Source organism: Acuticoccus sp. I52.16.1 (assembly GCF_022865125.1).
Classification (GTDB): Bacteria; Pseudomonadota; Alphaproteobacteria; order Rhizobiales; family Amorphaceae; genus Acuticoccus.
Window position 1 is genome coordinate 3,107,208 of record NZ_CP094828.1, and the last position, 16,834, is coordinate 3,124,041.

The following is a 16,834-nucleotide window of genomic DNA, read 5'->3' on the forward strand; positions in this document are numbered from 1 at the left end:
TCAGAAGGCGAGCTTCAGGCCGGCCACGATGCCGATCCCCTTGCTGCCGTAGCCGGCGACCTCCTCGTAGCGTGTGTCGAGGAGGTTCTCCACGCGGCCATAGACTTGCGCGTTCGGGCCGATGTCGTAGGTGGCGGCCACGTCGATCAGCACGAAATCGTCCAAGGTCACGCGCCGGGTCGTGTAGTCGGCATTGTAGAAAAGGTCCTGTTGCTCGCCGGTATAGGTCACGCCCAGGTTGATGGACGCCCGGTCGTGCCAGAAGCGATAGTCGACGTCGAGGCTCGCCTGATGCGCCGGCTGGCGCACCAGGCGCCGGCCCGTGGCATCCTCGCCAGGGGTGTAGGTGTAGCTGCCGCGCAGGGTGAGGTCGGCGAGCGGGGTCGCCATCAACCCCAGCTCCACACCCTGGATCGTCGAGGTGCCGGCGACGTTGATCGACGTCTGCCCGGTCCCCTGGATCAGATCGCTGATGCGTTGGTTGAAGTAGGTCGCCTGCAGCAGCAGTCGCTCGCGCCAGACCCATTGATCGACGCCGACGTCCCAGCCCTGCGCCGACTCCGGCGTCAGATCCGGGTTGCCGCGGTAGGTGTCGGTATAGCCGTACAGCTCGAAGAGAGTGGGGTTCTTCACCCCTGTGCCGTAGCTGGCGCGCAGCTTCGTGCCGGTCGCGTCGAACGTGTAGGCGGCGGTGAGGCGGAAGGTGGTGTCGTCGGCGAAGCGGTCGTTCCAGTCGTGCCGGACGCTGCCGGTGAGGAAGAGGTCGTCCCACAGGCCGAGCCGGTATTGGCCGGCGAGGCTCGTCTGCTCGACCGAGCGATCGAACGCCGAATAGCTCGACGCGGTGTCCGCCGCATCGCGCTGGTGCTCCACGAGAAGCGTGAGGTCGTGGCGCGCGGGGACCAGGAACGCGGACGTCAGCCCCAGGTCCGACTGGTAGTCGATCTTGGTGCGGTCGCCGATGCTGGTGCTGGTGACGACGTCGCCGGCGAGATAGTCGTTGTCGAAGTGGGAGCGGGCGATCCCGACGCGCTGGCGCCAGCGGCCGTCGAACAGCGCCAGCCGCCCGTCGACCCGGCCGAAGAGCTGAAGCCCCTCCGACCCGCCGTCCCCGTCCACCGGACCGACCCCGCCGAGGAAGTCGTCGCTCTCGGCGCGGTAGTCGGTCACCCGGCCGACCGCGTCCAAGCGCAGGATGTCGAGCGGCTGGAAACCCAGTTTGCCGAACGCCGTGAGGTTGCGGTAGCCATCCGCCTCGTCGTTCCCGTTCCACGCCGCGGCGCTGGAGACGCCGTCGGTCCGCAGTCCGCCGGCGCTCGCATAGTAGTCGAACTTGCCGACCGCGCCGCCGGCCGACATCGCCCCCGAGGCGAACCCCTGCGAGCCCCCCTCGGCGAAGCCGGCCACCGTCGGCGCGCCCGTCCCCCGCTTGGTGACGATGTTGACCACGCCGCCGATCGCGTCCGACCCGTAGAGCGCGCTCTGCGGCCCACGCAGCACCTCGATCCGCTCGACGCCTTGGGCGAGGAGGTGCGCGAAGTCGAACTCCGAGCCGCTCGCCGGGTCGTTGACCTCGATGCCGTCGATGAGGACAAGCGTCTGGTTGGCCTCGGCGCCGCGCAGGCGCAGTTGCGTCAACCCGCCGGTCGGACCGCTGCGGCCGACGGTGACGCCGGGCACCGTGCGCAACACGTCCGAGACGACACGGACCTGCCGTTCGTCCAGCTCGGTGCTGTCGATCACGGTGACGGCGCTGCCGACGGCGCGGGTCTCGGTCGGTGTCAGGTTGGGCGTGACGACGACCTCGTCGAGCTGGATGGGCGGGGCGGTCTGCGCCGTCGCGGGGCGGGAGAGAGGCAGGAGCGCAGCGGCGCAAAAGAAGGCAATTCGGCTCGTGGAGCCGAGGGACGGATCGCGCATTGGGACCTCATGCGGCACGTATCGGAACGTCACCGCGAACGAAGGCCGACCCGCGCGCACCACCTCGGGCACGTTCGATTCGATCATCTCCCGTCGACACACCCCGTCCGACGATCCCGCGTGTGACCGCGATGTGACGGCAGGTCTCCTGGCTCACGGGTCGTCCGTCCGGCGTCGCCTTCCCAGGCCGGACTGGCCCAGTGGCATGATCGACGCCGACGTCACCGCTCACAGTTGCGGGGGCAGCCGCAGCTTCGGGCCGGAGCCGTCACTGCGTTCCCTTTTGATCCTCGCTGAGGAACCGTCGCGGCGCAGTATTCACCCTGTGTCGGCGGCGCGCAATGACGCGGCGCGCCCCGCCGCCCGGTGTGCGATTTTTGACACTGGCGCTCAGCGGGCCGCCGCGCCGTCCGCCTCGTGCCGGATCGCCGCCGTCATGCCCTGTGCCAGCATGCGCCCGAGCCGCTCGACGACAGCGCCGTGCCACGCCGCGCTCGCCGCCAGCGCCGGCGGGACGAGGCCGGCGATCGCCTCGACGTGGGCGACGATCGCCTCCGCGTCGGCCGCGTCGGTGGCGAGCGCCGCTTCACGCGGGTCGCGCAGGGCGTAGCGCGTGCCGTCCTCGCCGCGACCGCGCGTGTAGCGCAGCCACGCCGCGGCGGCGAAGGCGAACGGGGCGAGCGACTGGTTGCGCCGCATCGCCTCCAGCGCCGGCGCGAAGATGCGTTGCGGCATCTTCTGCGAGCCGTCCATCGCGATCTGGTAGGTCTGATGTGCGAGGTGCGGGTTGGCGAAGCGCGCCAGGAGGTCGTCCGCGTAGCGCTCCAGGTCGACCCCAGGCACCGGCTCCAGCGTCGCGGCCGCGGCGGTGAGATGGCGGCGGATGAGTGCGACCAGCGGTGCATCCTGCATCACGTCGCGCACATGGGCGTGGCCGGCGACGAAGCCGGCATAGGCGAGCATCGAATGCGCGCCGTTGAGCATGCGCAGCTTCATGTCCTCGTAGGGGCGCACGTCGTCGACGAAGATCGCGCCGCTCGCCTCCCACGCCGGGCGCCCGGAGGGGAAGCGATCTTCGATCACCCACTGCGTGAACGCCTCGGTCTCCACCGCAGCGGCGTCCTCGTGGCCGGTCAGCGTCTCGGCGAGCGCCAGCGTCTCTGGGCCGCGGGCGGGGGTGATCCGGTCGACCATGGTGGCGGGGAAGGCGACCTCGGCGGCGATGTAGTCCGCGAGGTCCGGCGCGGTGCGGCGGGCGAAGTCCACCAGGAGCCCGCGCACCACACGGCCATTCTCCGGAAGATTGTCGCACGTCAGCACCGTGAACGGCGCCACCCCTGCAGCGCGCCGCCGGCCGAGCGCCCACACCAGGAGACCCGCAACGCCGACCGGCGCGTCCGGGCCGGCGAGGTCGGCGGCGATCGCCGGATGGGAGAGGTCGACGCCCCCCGCCTCGCGGTCGACCCCGTAGCCCTTCTCGGTCACGGTGAGCGTCACGATCCGCGTCTGCGGTGCGCACAGGACGTCCAGCACCCGTTGCCGGTCGGTCGTGAGCGCCAGCGCCTCGGCGATCGCGCCCACGACGCGGGCGCGCGTGCCGTCCGCGTCACGCTCGATCAGCGTGTAGAGCCCGCCCTGCGGCGTCAGCTCCTCGGACGGGGCGGTGCTGCGCAGGCTGACGCCGGCGATGCGCCAGTCGCCGCCCGCCGCCGCCAGCGCGTCGTCCGTCGCCACCGCCTGGTGCGCCTTGTGGAACGCGCCGAGGCCGAGGTGCACGATGCCGACCCCGTGCGCCTCTCGCCGGTAGGCGGGCCGCGCGACGGCGCTCGGCAGGTCGTCGGTGGCGGTGAGGCGCGGGCTCACGCGGTGATCCGCGGCTCGAGCGCGCGCATCACGCCGCGCAGCTCCGCCAGACCCTTGAGGCGGCCGATCGACGGATAGCCCGGCTGTGCCCGGCGGCCGAGATCGTCGAGGATGTCCTGTCCGTGGTCGGGGCGGAAGGGGATGGAAGCGTCCGCCCGCCCGGCCGCCCGCCGGCGCGCCTCCTCCTTCAGCACCGCCTCCACGAGGGCGACCATGTCGGTGTCGCCGCCGAGGTGCTCGGCCTCGTAGAACGAGCCGCGGATGTCGGCCGTCTCGCGCGTGACGTTGCGCAGGTGCAGGAAGTGCACCCGGTCTCCGAGCCGCTCCATCATGCCCGGCAGATCGTTGTCCGGCCGCGCGCCCAGCGAGCCGGAGCACAGCGTGATCCCGTTCGCCGCACTCGGCACCGCGTCCATCACCGTCTCGTAGTGTGCCTCGGTCGACATCACCCGCGGCAGGCCGAGCAACGGGAAGGGCGGATCGTCGGGGTGGCAGCACAGACGCAGGCCCAGCTCTTCGGCCGTCGGCACCACCTCGGCCAGGAAGTCGACGAGGTGGGCGCGCAGCGTCTCCTCCGGCATCGTCGCGTACTGCGCGAGGTGGCCGCGCACGTCCTCCAGTGACATCGTCTCCGCCGCGCCGGGCAGGCCGAAGACGACATTGCCCGTCAGAGCCTCGCGCGCCGCCTCGTTCATACCGGCGAAGCGTTTCGCGGCGGCGGCCTGGAGCGCATCGTCGAAGTCCTCCTTGGCGCCGGGGCGCTGAAGGATGTGGAGGTCGAACGCGGCGAAGTCGATCAGGTCGAACCGCATGCAGGTGGCGCCGGTCGGCAGCCGGAAGGCGAGGTCGGTCCGGGTCCAGTCCAGCACCGGCATGAAGTTGTAGCAGACGACCTCGATACCCGCGGCCGCGAGGTGCCGCAGCGACTGCCGGTAGGCGTCCAGATGCGCCCGCCAGTCGCCCTGCTGCTTCTTGATGTCCTCCGAGACGGGCAGGCTCTCCACCACGGCCCACGCGAGGCCCGATGGGGCGCCGTCGGCCATGGTGCCGATCTCGCGCTGGCGCTGGGCGATCTCCTCGGGGGTCCAGACGGCGCCGGTCGGCACGTGATGGAGGGCCGACACGACGCCCTCGACGCCGGCCTGAAGTACGTCGTCGATGGACACGCGGTCGCGCGGCCCGAACCAGCGCCATGTCTGCTGCATCGTGAGATCCCCTTTCGGCACGTCGCGCCTTGTATCAGCATTTTGCCGCGTTGCTGACTAGTATGGAAGTATGGTAACGCAGCGCCCGTCTTCAGGAGAGGCGATGTTCGCGGACGTGCAACCCCAATGGGCGCTGGATCCCTCCCAGCCGATCGCCCCGCAGATCCACCGGATCCTGCGCGAGCGGGTGATCCTCGGCGACCTCACGCCCGGACATAAGATCTCCGAGACCGAGATCGCGCTCAGCTACGACATCAGCCGTCAGCCGGTCCGCGAGGCCTTCATCAAGCTCGCCGAGGAAGGGCTGATGGCGATCCGCCCGCAGCGCGGCTCGATCGTCACCAAGATCGCCTACAACGCCGTGCACGACGCCCGCTTCCTGCGCGAAGCGGTGGAGTCCGACATCGTGCGCCTGGTCGCCTCGCTCGCCGACCCTGCGCTGGTGCGCGAGCTGCGCCGGCAGATCGCGCTGCAACGCGACGTCGCCTCGACCAATCCCGCCGGCTTCATCCACCTCGACGAGACGTTTCATCGCACCCTCGCCGAGGGGGCGGGGAAGGCCGGCGCCTGGCGCGTCATCCAGGGCCTCAAGGCGCAGATGGACCGGGTGCGCTACCTCGCGCTCGGCCAGTTCCCGCTCAACCGCCTGCTGACCCAGCACATCGCCGTCGTCGACCGGATCGAGGCCGGCGACGTCGGCGGCGCGGAGGGCGCGATCCGCGTCCACCTGCGCGAAGTTCTCCGCGACCTGCCGCAGATCCTGCGCAGCCATCCGGAGCTGTTCGACCAGATGCCGGAGGGGGATCTCCCCGAACCGGTCAACGCACCATTCCACGGAGGAGGAAACTCATGACCTTCAGCAACCGACTGAAAGGCTTCGCCGCGGCGCTCGTCGCCGCCGGCATCCTGGCGGCGCCCGCCATGGCCCAGGACAAGACGCTCAAGCTTGGCCACCTCGCCAACGAGGACAACCCCTGGCACAAGGCCTCGGTGAAGTTCGCCGAGGAGCTCGAGGCGCTGACCGACGGGCGCATCACCGTCGAGGTGTTCCCCAACGAGTCGCTCGGCAAGGAAATCGACCTCATCAACGGCATGCAGCTCGGCACCGTCGACATGACGATCACCGGTGAGAGCCTGCAGAACTGGGCGCCGATGGCGGCCCTCCTGGCGGTCCCCTACGCCTACAAGTCCATCGAGCACATGGACGAAGTGGCGAGCGGCGAGATCGGCGACCAGATCGAGGCGCAGATCGTCGAGAAGGCGCAGATCCGCCCGATCGCCTACTTCGCCCGCGGCCCGCGCGACCTCACCTCCAACCGCCCGATCAAGACCCCGGCCGACCTCGACGGCCTGAAGATGCGCGTCCCCAACGTGCCGCTCTTCGTCGACGTGTGGTCGGCCCTCGGCGCGCAGCCCGGCCCGATGGCCTTCTCCGAGGTCTTCACCTCGCTGCAGAACGGCACCATCGAGGCGCAGGAGAACCCGCTCGCCCTCATCCGCTCGGCCTCCTTCAACGAGGTGCAGAGCCACGTGAACATGACCGAGCACGTCCGCTCGTGGATCTACCTCACCATCTCCGAGCTGACCTGGAGCCAGCTCTCCGACGCGGACAAGGACGCGGTGATGGAAGCGGCCGCCCGCGCGCAGGAGTACGAGCGCGGTCTCTTCGAGGAGTCGCTGGCGGCCGACCGCGAGTACCTGGAAGAGAACGGCATGACCTTCGTCGAGGTCGACGGTCCGGCCTTCCAGGCGGCGGCCAAGGACGCCGTGCTCGCCAACGTCAACGACGAGATCAAGCCGATCGTCGAGGAGCTGTTCGCGCAGTAAGCGGCGCGGCATGAGGCAACAACGACGGGTCGGCTCCGGCCGGCCCGCTCGGGGAGGGGACATGAAGGTCATCGGCCATATCATCGGCGCGTTCGTCGTGCTGGCCCGCATCGGCGTCGGTCTCGCGTTCGCGGTCCTGATCGCCACGGTGATGATCCAGGTGGTCGGCCGCTTCACCGGTGCCGGCCCGGTGTGGACCGAGGAGCTGACGCGTTACGCGCTCCTCTACCTCGTCGCGTTCGGCGCCGGCCTCGCCTTCCGCTCCGGCGACCTCGTCAACGTCGACGTCGTCTGCGAGTCGCTGCCGGGCAGGATTCCCTGGGTGCTGCGCCTGGTCGCCGCCGTCGCGACGGCGGGCCTCGCCCTCTACCTCCTCGCCGGCGCATGGCGCTTCACGTCGATCGGCAGCATGCAGACCTCGCCCGCCCTCGGCATCCGCATGCACTACGTCCACTTCACCGTCTGGCTGCTCCTGGCGCTGCTCGCCCTCTTCGCGGTGCTGCGCATCGTCGGCATGCTCGCCGGCACCGAGGACGGCGCCCCCCGCAACGCCTCCGAGGACCTCTCCTGATGGACGTCGCCATCCTCTTCCTGGTCTTCATCGGCGGCCTGATCGCGGGCATCCCGGTGGCGATCACGCTGGGTCTGTCCTCGCTCGCCTACCTCCTCGTCGCCGGGATCCCGCCGGTGGTGATGCCGCAGAAGATGTATGCGGGGATGGACGTTTTCGTCCTCCTGTCGATCCCCGGCTTCATCCTCGCCGGCAATCTGATGAACCGCGGCGGCATCACGCAGCGCATCATCCGCTTCGCCAACGCGCTGGTCGGGTGGATCCGCGGCGGCCTCGGCCTCACCAACATCGCCGCCTCGATGCTGTTCGGCGGCATCACCGGCACCGCGGTCGCGGACGCGGCCTCCATCGGCGGCGTGATGATCCCCGGCATGAAGAAAGCCGGCTACCCGGGCGACTTCTCCGCCGCCGTCACCGCCGCGTCGTCCACCGTCGGGCCGATCATTCCGCCCTCGGTGCCGATGATCATCGTCGGCGCGCTGTCGGGCATCTCGGTCGGCAAGATGTTCCTGGCGGGCGCCGTGCCGGGCATCCTCATGGGCCTCGCCATGATGGTGACGTGCTACATCATCTCCGTGCGCAAGAAGTTCCCGCACCAGCCCTGGCAGGGCGGGGGCGAGGTGGTGCGCTCCTTCGGCGGCGCGGTGTGGGCGCTGGCGATGACCTTCCTCATCATCTACGGCCTCCTCTCCGGCCTCTCGACGCCGACCGAGACCGCCATCATCGCCTCGGTCTACGCCTTCGTCGTCGGCGCCTTCATCTACCGCGAGCTGCCGTTGCGCGAACTGCCGAAGATCCTGGTCGACAGCGCGGTGTCCGCCGCCGGCATCCTGGCGCTGGTCGGGTTCGCCAACGTCTTCGGCTGGATCCTCGTCTCCGAGCGCATCCCGCAGATGATCGCCGACGGGGTGCTGTCGATCACCGACAACAAGTTCGTCGTGATCCTCCTCATCAACCTGCTTCTCCTCTTCGTGGGCATGTTCATGGAGACCATCGCGGCGCTCATCATCCTCTTCGTGCCGCTCCTGTCGCTGGCGACCGCCGTCGGCATCGACCCGCTGCACTTCGCCACCTTCGCGGTCCTCAACCTGATGATCGGCCTCACCACCCCGCCGGTGGGCGTGTGCCTCTTCGTTTGCGCCGGAATCGCGCGGCTGCCCCTGGCGCCGGTGGTGGTGGCGATCGTACCCTTCCTGGTGACGAACATCCTGGTCCTCTTCGCGGTGTCCTACTTCGCGCCGCTGGCGACCTGGCTGCCGTCCGTCCTCACGCCATAGGAGCGGCTGTCATGGAAACGCGCGTGTGCCGGCTCTACGGGCGGAACGACATCCGCATCGAGACCGAGAGCGTCGCCGCACCCGGCGCCGGCGGGGCGCTGGTGGCGATCGCCGCCGGCGGCATCTGCGGCTCGGACCTGCACTACTTCCAGGACGGCGGCTTCGGGCCGGTCCGGGTGCGCGAGCCGATCATCCTCGGCCACGAGGCGTCGGGCGTCGTCGTCGACGTCGGCCCCGGTGTTACGGGGCTCGCCGCCGGTGACCGGGTCGCCATCAACCCCAGCCGGCCCTGCGGCCGCTGCGCCTACTGCGCCGAGGGGATGCCGACGCACTGCCTCGCCATGCGCTTCAGCGGCTCGGCGATGCGTTTGCCGCACGAGCAAGGCCTCTTTCGCGACCGCATCGTGGTGGACGCCGCGCAGTGCGTCCCGGTGGCCGGCGACGTGACCATGAAAGAAGCGGCCTGCTCCGAGCCGCTCGCCGTCTGTCTGCACGCCCGCAACCAGGCCGGCGACGTCGCCGGCAAGCGCGTGCTGGTGACCGGCGCCGGGCCGATCGGCGTCCTGTGCGCTGCGGTGGCGCTGGAAGGCGGCGCGGCCGAGGTCGTCGTCACCGACCTTCAGGACGTGCCGCTCGCCGCCGCCGCCGGGATGGGCGCGACGCGTACCGTCAACGTCGCGCGCGACGCCGCCGCGATGGAGGCCTACGCCGCCGACAAGGGGTACTTCGACACCGCGTTCGAGTGCTCGGCCGCCGCGCCCGCGATTCGCACCGCCATCGCCTCGGTCCGCCCGCGCGGGACCATCGTGCAGGTCGGCGTGACCGGCGATCTTCCGGTGCCGATCAACCTCCTTGTGAGCAAGGAAATCCGCTACCAGGGCACGCAGCGCTTCCACGCCGAGTTCGCCCAGGCGGTGGTGATGATCTCCTCCCGCCGGATCGACCTGACGCCGATGATCTCCCCCAGCGTTCCGCTGGAGGAGGCCACCGCCGCCTTCGCCAAGGCCGGCGACCGCACGCAGGCGGTCAAGGTGCACCTCACCTTCGCGGCCTGACCCACCGCCGCCGGCCCCCGGCGCGGCCGCTTTACAGCGCCCGACCGGCCCGCTCATATTGCCGCGACGACGATATGAGCGGCGGGGAGGCCGAGCCATGATCCATTCTCGGCGAGGCCCATGCCGCACGATCCGGGACCCGCGCCCGTGATCGCCCCCGGCCCCCGCAACCTGATCACCGACGTCGACGGTATCACCGTCGGCCACGCCGGCAGCACCGCGGTCCGCAGCGGCACCACCGTACTCCTGACCGACACGCGCGCCGTCGCGGCGGCGGACGTGCGCGGCGGCGCCCCCGGCACCCGCGAAACCGACCTTCTCGATCCCTCCTGCCTCGTCGACACCATCGACGCCGTCGTCCTCAGCGGCGGCTCGTCCTACGGGCTCGACGCGGCGTCGGGTGCCGTGGCGTGGCTCGGCGCGCGGGACCGCGGCTTCCGCCTGGGCGCGACGCCGCGCGTGTCGCCCATCGTGCCGGGCGCGGTGCTGTTCGATCTCGCCAACGGCGGCGACAAGGCGTGGGGGGAAATCCCGCCCTATCGCGCCTGGGGTATCGAAGCGTGCGAGAACGCGGCGGCGGACTTCGCACTCGGCAACGTCGGCGCCGGCATGGGCGCGCTGGTGGGCGACCTCAAAGGCGGCCTCGGCTCGGCGAGCGCGATCTTCGGCGAGATGCAGGTCGGCGCGATGGTGGCGGTGAACGCCTTCGGCTCGGCCGTCGCGCCCGGCACCACCACATTGTGGGCCGCACCCTACGAGCTGGCGGACGAACTGGGCCATCAGGACGCGCTGCCGGCGAACGGTGCCGCCGCGCAGAGCCCGTTCGCCGGTTGCCGGCCGGGCGTCGAGGGGACGGCGGCCGGCGCCAACACCACGCTCGGCATCCTCGCCACCAATCTCGTCCTCACCGCGTCGGAGGCACGGCGCATCGCCATCATGGCCCAGGACGGCCTCGCCCGTGCGCTGCGTCCGATCCACTCCCACGTCGACGGGGACACGATCTTCGTCGTCTCCACCGGGAAGGTCGCGATCCCGGAGACGGATCGCCTGGTCACGCTGCTGCGCCTGGGCGCAATGGCGGCCGATACGGTGACGCGCGCGGCCGCGCGCGGCGTATATGCGGCGGACGACCTCGGCGGAGTGCCCGGTTACCGCACGCGCCGCGCCGCCGGCTGAGCTAGCCCGCCGGCGCCGCGGGGAGGGCGTCCTGCCCGTGCACGGACGTCTCGGCGCGCCAGAGACCGGAGGGGGTGCGCACCAGCGGCGGCGTCGCGAAGGCGGAGACGACGCGATCGCCCAGTCCGGCCGCCGCCAGCTCCGGCAGGGCGCGCCAGCGGTCCGTCTGGGTCATCGCCACGGCCAGGGCGCAGGGTGTCACCTCCGCCTTGGCCAGGAGCCGCAGCACCGAGCCGAGCGACGATCCGGTGCTCACCACGTCGTCCACCAGCGCGATCCGGCGGCCTTCCAGCAGCGGGCGCATGCGCGGGTCGAGGTAGAGCATCTTGGGCGCGCGGGCGCTGGAGATCGACGACGAGGGCTCGGACAGCTCCATGTCGTACCAGAACTTGCGCGTGGTCCCGAGCGCGACCAGGCGCGAGTGGCCGAGCCGCCGTGCCACCGCCTGCCCCAGCGTCAGCCCCAGCGACGGGACCGAGACGACGACGTCCGGCGCGAAAGGGGCGAGCCGCTCGGCCATCACGTCGGCGAGCGCGTCCTCCACCGCGAAGGCGGCCTGGTGGATGATCAGCGAGGCGACGGCCCGGCTGCCGCCGCTGTCCGGCAGGGCGCGGATGGGCAGCGCGATCTGCCGCCCGTCCGGCAGCGTCGCGGGGTAGACCGTGTCGAACTCCACGCCGGCGCCGACGGCGAACGTCCCCGGAGGGTAGAGCGTCTGCCACACCTCGTGCGGCAGGACCGAGGGCGCGCTCACGCGGGCCCCGCCGGGCGGACGCTGACGGGGAAGGGGCCGAGGCGGGGAGGCATGGTTGTGTCCTTCGTGGCTAAGGTGCGGCGCGCGGGCGGCGGCCCTACGCTTGGCCGATCGCGGACCGGGCGACAAGCGCCCGCCCCGCACCCCGGCTCATAGCGCGCCCGCCACGAGCCCGTCACGTACGCGCCGCGCGTCAGTCCATCACCGAGCGGCCACCGTCGACGAGCAGAATCTGGCCCGTGGTCCACGCGCCGGCCGGAGAGGCGAAGAAGACCGCCGCGCCCGCGATGTCGTCCGGCTCGCCCAGTCGCTGCATCGCATAGCTCTCGGCCACCTTCTGCGCCCGCGCCGGGTCTTCCCAGAGCGCCCGCGCGAAGTCGGTCTTCACCAGCGCCGGTGCGATGCCGTTGGCGCGGATGTTGTCCTTGCCGTAGGTGACGGCGAGGTTGCGCACCAGCTGCGCGTCGGCCGCCTTCGTCAGCGCATAGATGCCGAGATAGTCCGAGCCCTTGAACGCGGCGATCGACGAGACGACGACGATCGCCCCGTCCTTCTTCGCCTGCATCGCCGGTACGCACAGCTTGCACAGCCGCATGTTGGAGCGGACGTTGACGCGAATCGTCTTCTCGAACGCGTCGTCGGGGGTGTCGAGGAAGGGGCCGTAGTAGGGGTTCACCGCCGCGTTGCACACGAGGATGTCCGGCGCGCCCAGCTCCGCGGTGGTCTTCTCCACCAGCGCGTCGATCTCGTCGTCGTTGGAGACGTTGGCCGGAATCGGCACCGCGGTGCCGCCGGCGGCGCGGATCTCGCCCGCCACCCGCTCGCAAGCGTCCGCCTTGCGGCTGGAGACGACGACCCTGGCGCCCGCCTCGGCCATCGCCACCGCGATCGCCTTGCCGATCCCCTTGGTGGACCCCGTGATCAGGGCGGTCTTGCCCGAGAGGTCGAACAGCCTCATGCGGCGTCCTCCGCTACCTGGACGACCGTCTTGCCGAAGTTCTCGCCCTTCAGCATCGCCATGAACGCGGCCGGCGCGTTGGCGAGACCCTCGGTGATGTCCTCGCGGTACTTGATGCGCCCGTCCTTCACCATCGGCCCGACCTCGGCCAGGAAGTCGCCGTAGCGCTCCCAGTGATCCATGATGATGAAGCCGTGCACGTTCAGCTTGTTGACGAGGATGGTGCGCCACATGCGCGGCAACAGGTTGGGTCCGGGCGCGTCGCCCATGCCGAGCCCGCCGAGATTGTAGTAGGCGACCATGCCGCACACCGGGATGCGGCCGAAGGGGTTCATCAGCCCCATCACCGCCTCCAGCACCTTGCCGCCGACGTTCTCGTAGTAGACGTCGATCCCGTCCGGGCAGGCCTCGGCGAGGGCGACGCGCATCGCTTGCGTATCGGCCTGCGCGCGGTGGTCGACGCACATGTCGAACCCCAGCTCCTCGACCGCGAAGCGGCACTTGTCGGCCCCGCCGGCGACGCCGACGACGTACATCCCGAGCGCCTTGCCGAGTTGGCCGACCATCTGCCCCACCGGGCCCGTCGCCGCGCCGACGACCAGCGTCTCGCCCTTCTTCGGCCGGCCCAGCTCGGTGAGGCCGTACCAGCCGGTGAAGCCCGGCATGCCGAGGACACCGAGCGAGGCGGACGGCGGCGCATAGTCGGTCGCCGCCTTGCGGACCTGGTTGGCCGGCAACACGCCGTGCGTCGCCCAGCCGAACTGGCCGACGACGAGGTCGCCCACCGCGAACCGGTCCGAGCCGGTGGCGATCACCCGGCCGACGGTGCCGCCCTCCATCGTCGCGCCGATGTCGACCGGCTTGGCGTAGGACTTCGCGTCGTCCATCCGCCCGCGCATGTAGGGGTCGAGCGAGAGATACAGCGTTTCGACCGCGACTTCCTTCTCGGCCGGGTCGCGCAGCTCGGTGTGTTCGTGGCGGAAGTCGGCTTCGGTCGGCGAGCCCTGCGGTCGGCCGGCGAGCACGATCCGCTCCATGGGTGTGGGCACAGGAGCCTCCAGGCGTTTCTGTTTCATTGCATGCGAAACTAAGTTTCGCCTCGGGTGCCGGCAAGCGGCATCACGCGCTCAGCCGATGCCGCCGGCCGCTGGCGTCGACCGCGGCCGTCCGTCGCTGATAATAGACCACCGTCGCCGCGACGCCGACGCCGCCGATCAGTCCGATGTGCATGGCTCGCCTCGCGCCGGCGCGGCAGAATGGGTAGGCCACGCCACCACGTGCGACAAGTCGGCCGACGCCTGTGTCGGCGGACGAAGGTTGGACGGAAGGACCTTTGCGTTCAATGTGCTATCAAGCACAGACAGGTTCGGACCCGGCGGGCCGCCGGCAACAAGAATTGTAGGGAGAGCACCCGATGAAGGGTATGATGATGAACCGTCCGCTCCGGATCGCGGACATTCTGACCTTCGCCGCCGAGGTCTATCCGGACAGCGAGATCGTCTCGGTCCGTTGCGAGGGGGACGTCCACCGCACGACCTACGCGCAGACGACCGGCCGCGTCGCCCAGCTGGCGCACGCGCTCCAGGGCCTGGGCGTGGAGTTCGGCGATCGCGTCGCCACCCTCGCCTGGAACGGCTACCGCCATTTCGAGCTTTACTACGCCATCTCCGGCATCGGATCGATCTGCCACACCATCAACCCGCGCCTGCCCGCCGAGCAGATGACGTACATCGTCGACCACGCGCAGGATAAGGTGCTCTTCGTCGACCTCACCTTCGTGCCGATCCTGGAGAAGCTGAAGAACCAGCTGCCGGCGAGCCTCACCTACGTCATCATGACCGACCGGGCGCACATGCCCGAGAATTCCCTCGGCGCGCTATGCTACGAGGAACTGCTGGAGGGGCAGCCGACCAGCATCGACTGGCCCGAGTTCGACGAGAACACCGCCGCGGGCCTGTGCTACACCTCCGGCACCACGGGCGACCCCAAGGGTGCGCTCTATACCCACCGGTCCATGGTGATGCACACCCTGATCGTGCCGATCTCCATGCCGGGCGTCTTCGCGCCGGGACATCGGCTGATGCCGGTCGTGCCGCTCTTCCACGTCAATGCCTGGGGGACGCCCTATACCGCGCCGATCACCGGCTGCTCGCTGATCTTCCCGGGCCCGAAGCTCGACGGGCCCAGCGTCTACGAGCTGATGGACGCCGAGAAGGTCCGCTCCGCCTGGGGCGTGCCGACCGTATGGCTCGGCTTGCTGAACGAGATCGACAAGCGAGGCAGGAAGCCGGAGGGGTTCGGCCACCTCGTCGTCGGCGGGTCGGCGGCGCCGCGGCCCATGGTGGAGAAGTTCGAGAACCTCGGCGTCGACGTGTGCCACGCCTGGGGCATGACCGAGATGAGCCCGATCGGGACCACCGGAACGCAGATCGCCTCGATGGACGATTGGCCGAAGGACAAGTTGCTCGACTGGAAGTCGCGTCAGGGCCGCCGCGTCTACGGCGTGGACTTCAAGATCGTCGACGAGGACGGCAAGCGCCTGCCGCACGACGGCAAGACGGTCGGCGAGCTTCACGTGCGCGGCAACACCGTCGTCGCCGGCTACTACAAGAACGCGGACGCCACCGCCAAGGCGATGGACGCGGAGGGATGGTTCGGCACCGGCGACGTCGCCCACATCTCGCCCGACGGCGTGTTGACGATCACCGACCGCGCCAAGGATCTCATCAAGTCCGGCGGCGAGTGGATCTCCTCGCTGGACCTCGAGAACATCGTCATGGGTCACCCGAAGGTCGCCAATTGCGCGGTCGTGGCCGTGCCGCACCCCAAGTGGGACGAGCGGCCGCTGCTGGTGGTGACCCCCGCCGGCGACCCGCCGACCAAGGCCGAACTGATCGACTTGCTGTCGCAGCACCTCGCCAAGTGGCAGCTCCCGGACGACGTGGTCTTCGTGACCGAGTTGCCGCTGACGGCGACCGGCAAGGTCTCCAAGCTGACATTGCGTCAGAACTTCAAGGACTATGAGCTGCCGGGCGAGAAGGCCGCGGCGAGCTGAGCGGAGGCGGTCTAAACGTCCGCCAGGATCAGGCGTTGGAGGACGATCACCGGGTTCAGCCATTGGTCGGGCTGGTCGTAGCGGCCGCAGAACAGCACCGCCACCAGGTCCAGGCCGGGCAACACGAAGAGACGCTGGCCGCCGTTGCCCATGCCGGAGAGCATGGGCGCGACCGCGGCGCCGCCGTCGACCGGCTGCTCGGAGGTGTACCACTGCCGCGCGTAGCCGAGGCCGAACGGGGTGTGTGCCGCCGGGGTCGCCAGCGAGGCGATCCAGTCGGCCGGCACCACCCGGCGACCGTCCCACACGCCGCCGTCCAGCACCAGTCGGCCGATCTTCGCCAGGTCCGGCGCCGTCATCCGCAGGCCCGATGCAGCCGACGCCGTTCCGTCCGCCCCGCGGACCCATTCGGTGGTCTCGATCCCCAACGGGTCGAACAGGTGCCGCCGCGCCGCGCTCGGCAGGTCCATCTCCATGCCGCGCTCGATCAGGTGGCCGATCAGCGCCGTGGCACCGCCGTTGTAGCGCCACTCGGTCCCCGGAGCTGCGGCGAGCGGTCGGTCGAGGACGAAGCGAAACCGGTCCGGCGCCCGCTCCATCGCGATTTCGCTGTTGTTCGGGTCGGAATATGGAAGATCCTCGTTCCAGTGCGTGCCCATCGTCATGTCGAGTGCGTGGGCGACGGTCCAGGCCGCGCGCGGCGGCTCGGCGGCGAGGTCGGCATAGGCGGGGAACTGCGCCAGCAGCGGGGCGTCCGGCGGCGGCACCTCGCCCCGCTCCAGCGCGACCGCATAGAGCAGCGACACGACGCTCTTGGTGATCGAGCGCAGGTCGTGCAGGACCTGCGGGCCGAACGTCACCGTGCCGAGATCGCGGCCCCAGGCGTTGTCCGCCCCGCTGAAGTAGCGCGCCACCGTCCGCGCGCCGCGCCGCACCAGGATGGCGTGCACATCCGCCAGAACACCGGAGGTGTGGGCGTGGTCGATCCGGTCCCCGAGCGTCTCCATGCCGTTCTCCGCTTCCGTTCGTGCCGACGCCGCGCCGGCGGGCGCCGCCGCCAGGGCGAAGCCGCGCGGTGCGAAGCGCAGGCGGGACGCCGTGCCCGCGACGGCGGCGACACGCGGCAGCGCCGCCATCAGGTGCCGCCGCGTCAGCGACACCGGCCCGGTTCGC

General features: G+C 70.5%; 14 protein-coding genes and 1 riboswitch. Of the genes, 7 read left to right on the forward strand and 7 right to left on the reverse strand.

The window, feature by feature from the left end; translation table 11 throughout:
* From MRB58_RS14115 to uxuA, 3 genes are all read right to left on the reverse strand, one after another.
* Window positions 1–1,920 (reverse strand): TonB-dependent siderophore receptor, encoded by a 1,920-nt coding sequence (locus MRB58_RS14115; protein WP_244777766.1) that lies wholly within the window; start codon window positions 1,918–1,920, stop codon window positions 1–3.
* 120 nt (window positions 1,921–2,040) lie between these two features.
* Window positions 2,041–2,241, reverse strand: a riboswitch (cobalamin riboswitch).
* Window positions 2,242–2,310: 69 nt separating this feature from the next.
* The gene (locus tag MRB58_RS14120; protein ID WP_244777767.1) at window positions 2,311–3,783 is read right to left on the reverse strand and encodes a mannitol dehydrogenase family protein; all 1,473 of its coding nucleotides are present in this window, start codon (window positions 3,781–3,783) and stop codon (window positions 2,311–2,313) included.
* Window positions 3,780–4,988 carry a mannonate dehydratase gene (uxuA, locus tag MRB58_RS14125; protein WP_244777768.1) on the reverse strand — a complete coding sequence of 403 codons (1,209 nt, stop codon included), beginning with the start codon at window positions 4,986–4,988 and terminating at the stop codon, window positions 3,780–3,782. Before uxuA ends, MRB58_RS14120 begins: the two co-directional genes overlap by 4 nt.
* Before the next feature lie 103 nt (window positions 4,989–5,091).
* Here uxuA and MRB58_RS14130 point away from each other — a divergent pair, with 103 nt between their 5' ends.
* The 6 genes from MRB58_RS14130 (at window position 5,092) to MRB58_RS14155 (ending at window position 10,894) form a co-directional block, all read left to right on the forward strand.
* On the forward strand, window positions 5,092–5,841 hold the full coding sequence (locus MRB58_RS14130; RefSeq protein WP_244777769.1) for a GntR family transcriptional regulator: 750 nt from the start codon (window positions 5,092–5,094) through the stop codon (window positions 5,839–5,841).
* Window positions 5,838–6,815 carry a TRAP transporter substrate-binding protein gene (locus tag MRB58_RS14135; protein WP_244777770.1) on the forward strand — a complete coding sequence of 326 codons (978 nt, stop codon included), beginning with the start codon at window positions 5,838–5,840 and terminating at the stop codon, window positions 6,813–6,815. Before MRB58_RS14130 ends, MRB58_RS14135 begins: the two co-directional genes overlap by 4 nt.
* Before the next feature lie 61 nt (window positions 6,816–6,876).
* Window positions 6,877–7,386: a TRAP transporter small permease gene (locus tag MRB58_RS14140; RefSeq protein ID WP_244777771.1), complete on the forward strand. Its 510-nt coding sequence runs from the start codon at window positions 6,877–6,879 to the stop codon at window positions 7,384–7,386.
* Window positions 7,386–8,663 (forward strand): TRAP transporter large permease, encoded by a 1,278-nt coding sequence (locus MRB58_RS14145; RefSeq protein ID WP_244777772.1) that lies wholly within the window; start codon window positions 7,386–7,388, stop codon window positions 8,661–8,663. The genes MRB58_RS14140 and MRB58_RS14145 overlap by 1 nt, the downstream gene beginning before the upstream one ends.
* 11 nt (window positions 8,664–8,674) lie before the next feature.
* Window positions 8,675–9,718, forward strand: a complete 1,044-nt coding sequence (locus MRB58_RS14150) for an L-idonate 5-dehydrogenase (protein ID WP_244777773.1) — start codon at window positions 8,675–8,677, stop codon at window positions 9,716–9,718.
* 120 nt (window positions 9,719–9,838) lie between these two features.
* Window positions 9,839–10,894 carry a P1 family peptidase gene (locus MRB58_RS14155; protein WP_244777774.1) on the forward strand — a complete coding sequence of 352 codons (1,056 nt, stop codon included), beginning with the start codon at window positions 9,839–9,841 and terminating at the stop codon, window positions 10,892–10,894.
* Window position 10,895: 1 nt separating this feature from the next.
* On the opposite strand, the gene MRB58_RS14160 is transcribed toward MRB58_RS14155, so the two are convergent.
* The 3 genes from MRB58_RS14160 to MRB58_RS14170 all read right to left on the reverse strand — a co-directional run bounded on the left by MRB58_RS14160 (window position 10,896) and on the right by MRB58_RS14170 (window position 13,655).
* Window positions 10,896–11,648 (reverse strand): phosphoribosyltransferase, encoded by a 753-nt coding sequence (locus tag MRB58_RS14160; protein WP_244777775.1) that lies wholly within the window; start codon window positions 11,646–11,648, stop codon window positions 10,896–10,898.
* Between the two features lie 193 nt (window positions 11,649–11,841).
* Entirely contained in the window at window positions 11,842–12,606 is a 765-nt protein-coding gene (locus tag MRB58_RS14165; protein ID WP_244777776.1) for an SDR family NAD(P)-dependent oxidoreductase, read from the reverse strand.
* On the reverse strand, window positions 12,603–13,655 hold the full coding sequence (locus MRB58_RS14170; RefSeq protein WP_371747179.1) for an NADP-dependent oxidoreductase: 1,053 nt from the start codon (window positions 13,653–13,655) through the stop codon (window positions 12,603–12,605). The genes MRB58_RS14165 and MRB58_RS14170 overlap by 4 nt, the downstream gene beginning before the upstream one ends.
* Before the next feature lie 365 nt (window positions 13,656–14,020).
* On the opposite strand from MRB58_RS14170, the gene MRB58_RS14175 reads away from it, so the two are divergent.
* A complete protein-coding gene (locus MRB58_RS14175; protein ID WP_244777777.1) occupies window positions 14,021–15,661 on the forward strand; it encodes a long-chain-fatty-acid--CoA ligase in 1,641 nt (546 codons plus the stop codon).
* An 11-nt stretch (window positions 15,662–15,672) separates the two neighbouring features.
* On the opposite strand, the gene MRB58_RS14180 is transcribed toward MRB58_RS14175, so the two are convergent.
* On the reverse strand, window positions 15,673–16,821 hold the full coding sequence (locus MRB58_RS14180; protein WP_244777778.1) for a serine hydrolase: 1,149 nt from the start codon (window positions 16,819–16,821) through the stop codon (window positions 15,673–15,675).
* Window positions 16,822–16,834: the final 13 nt, after the last annotated feature.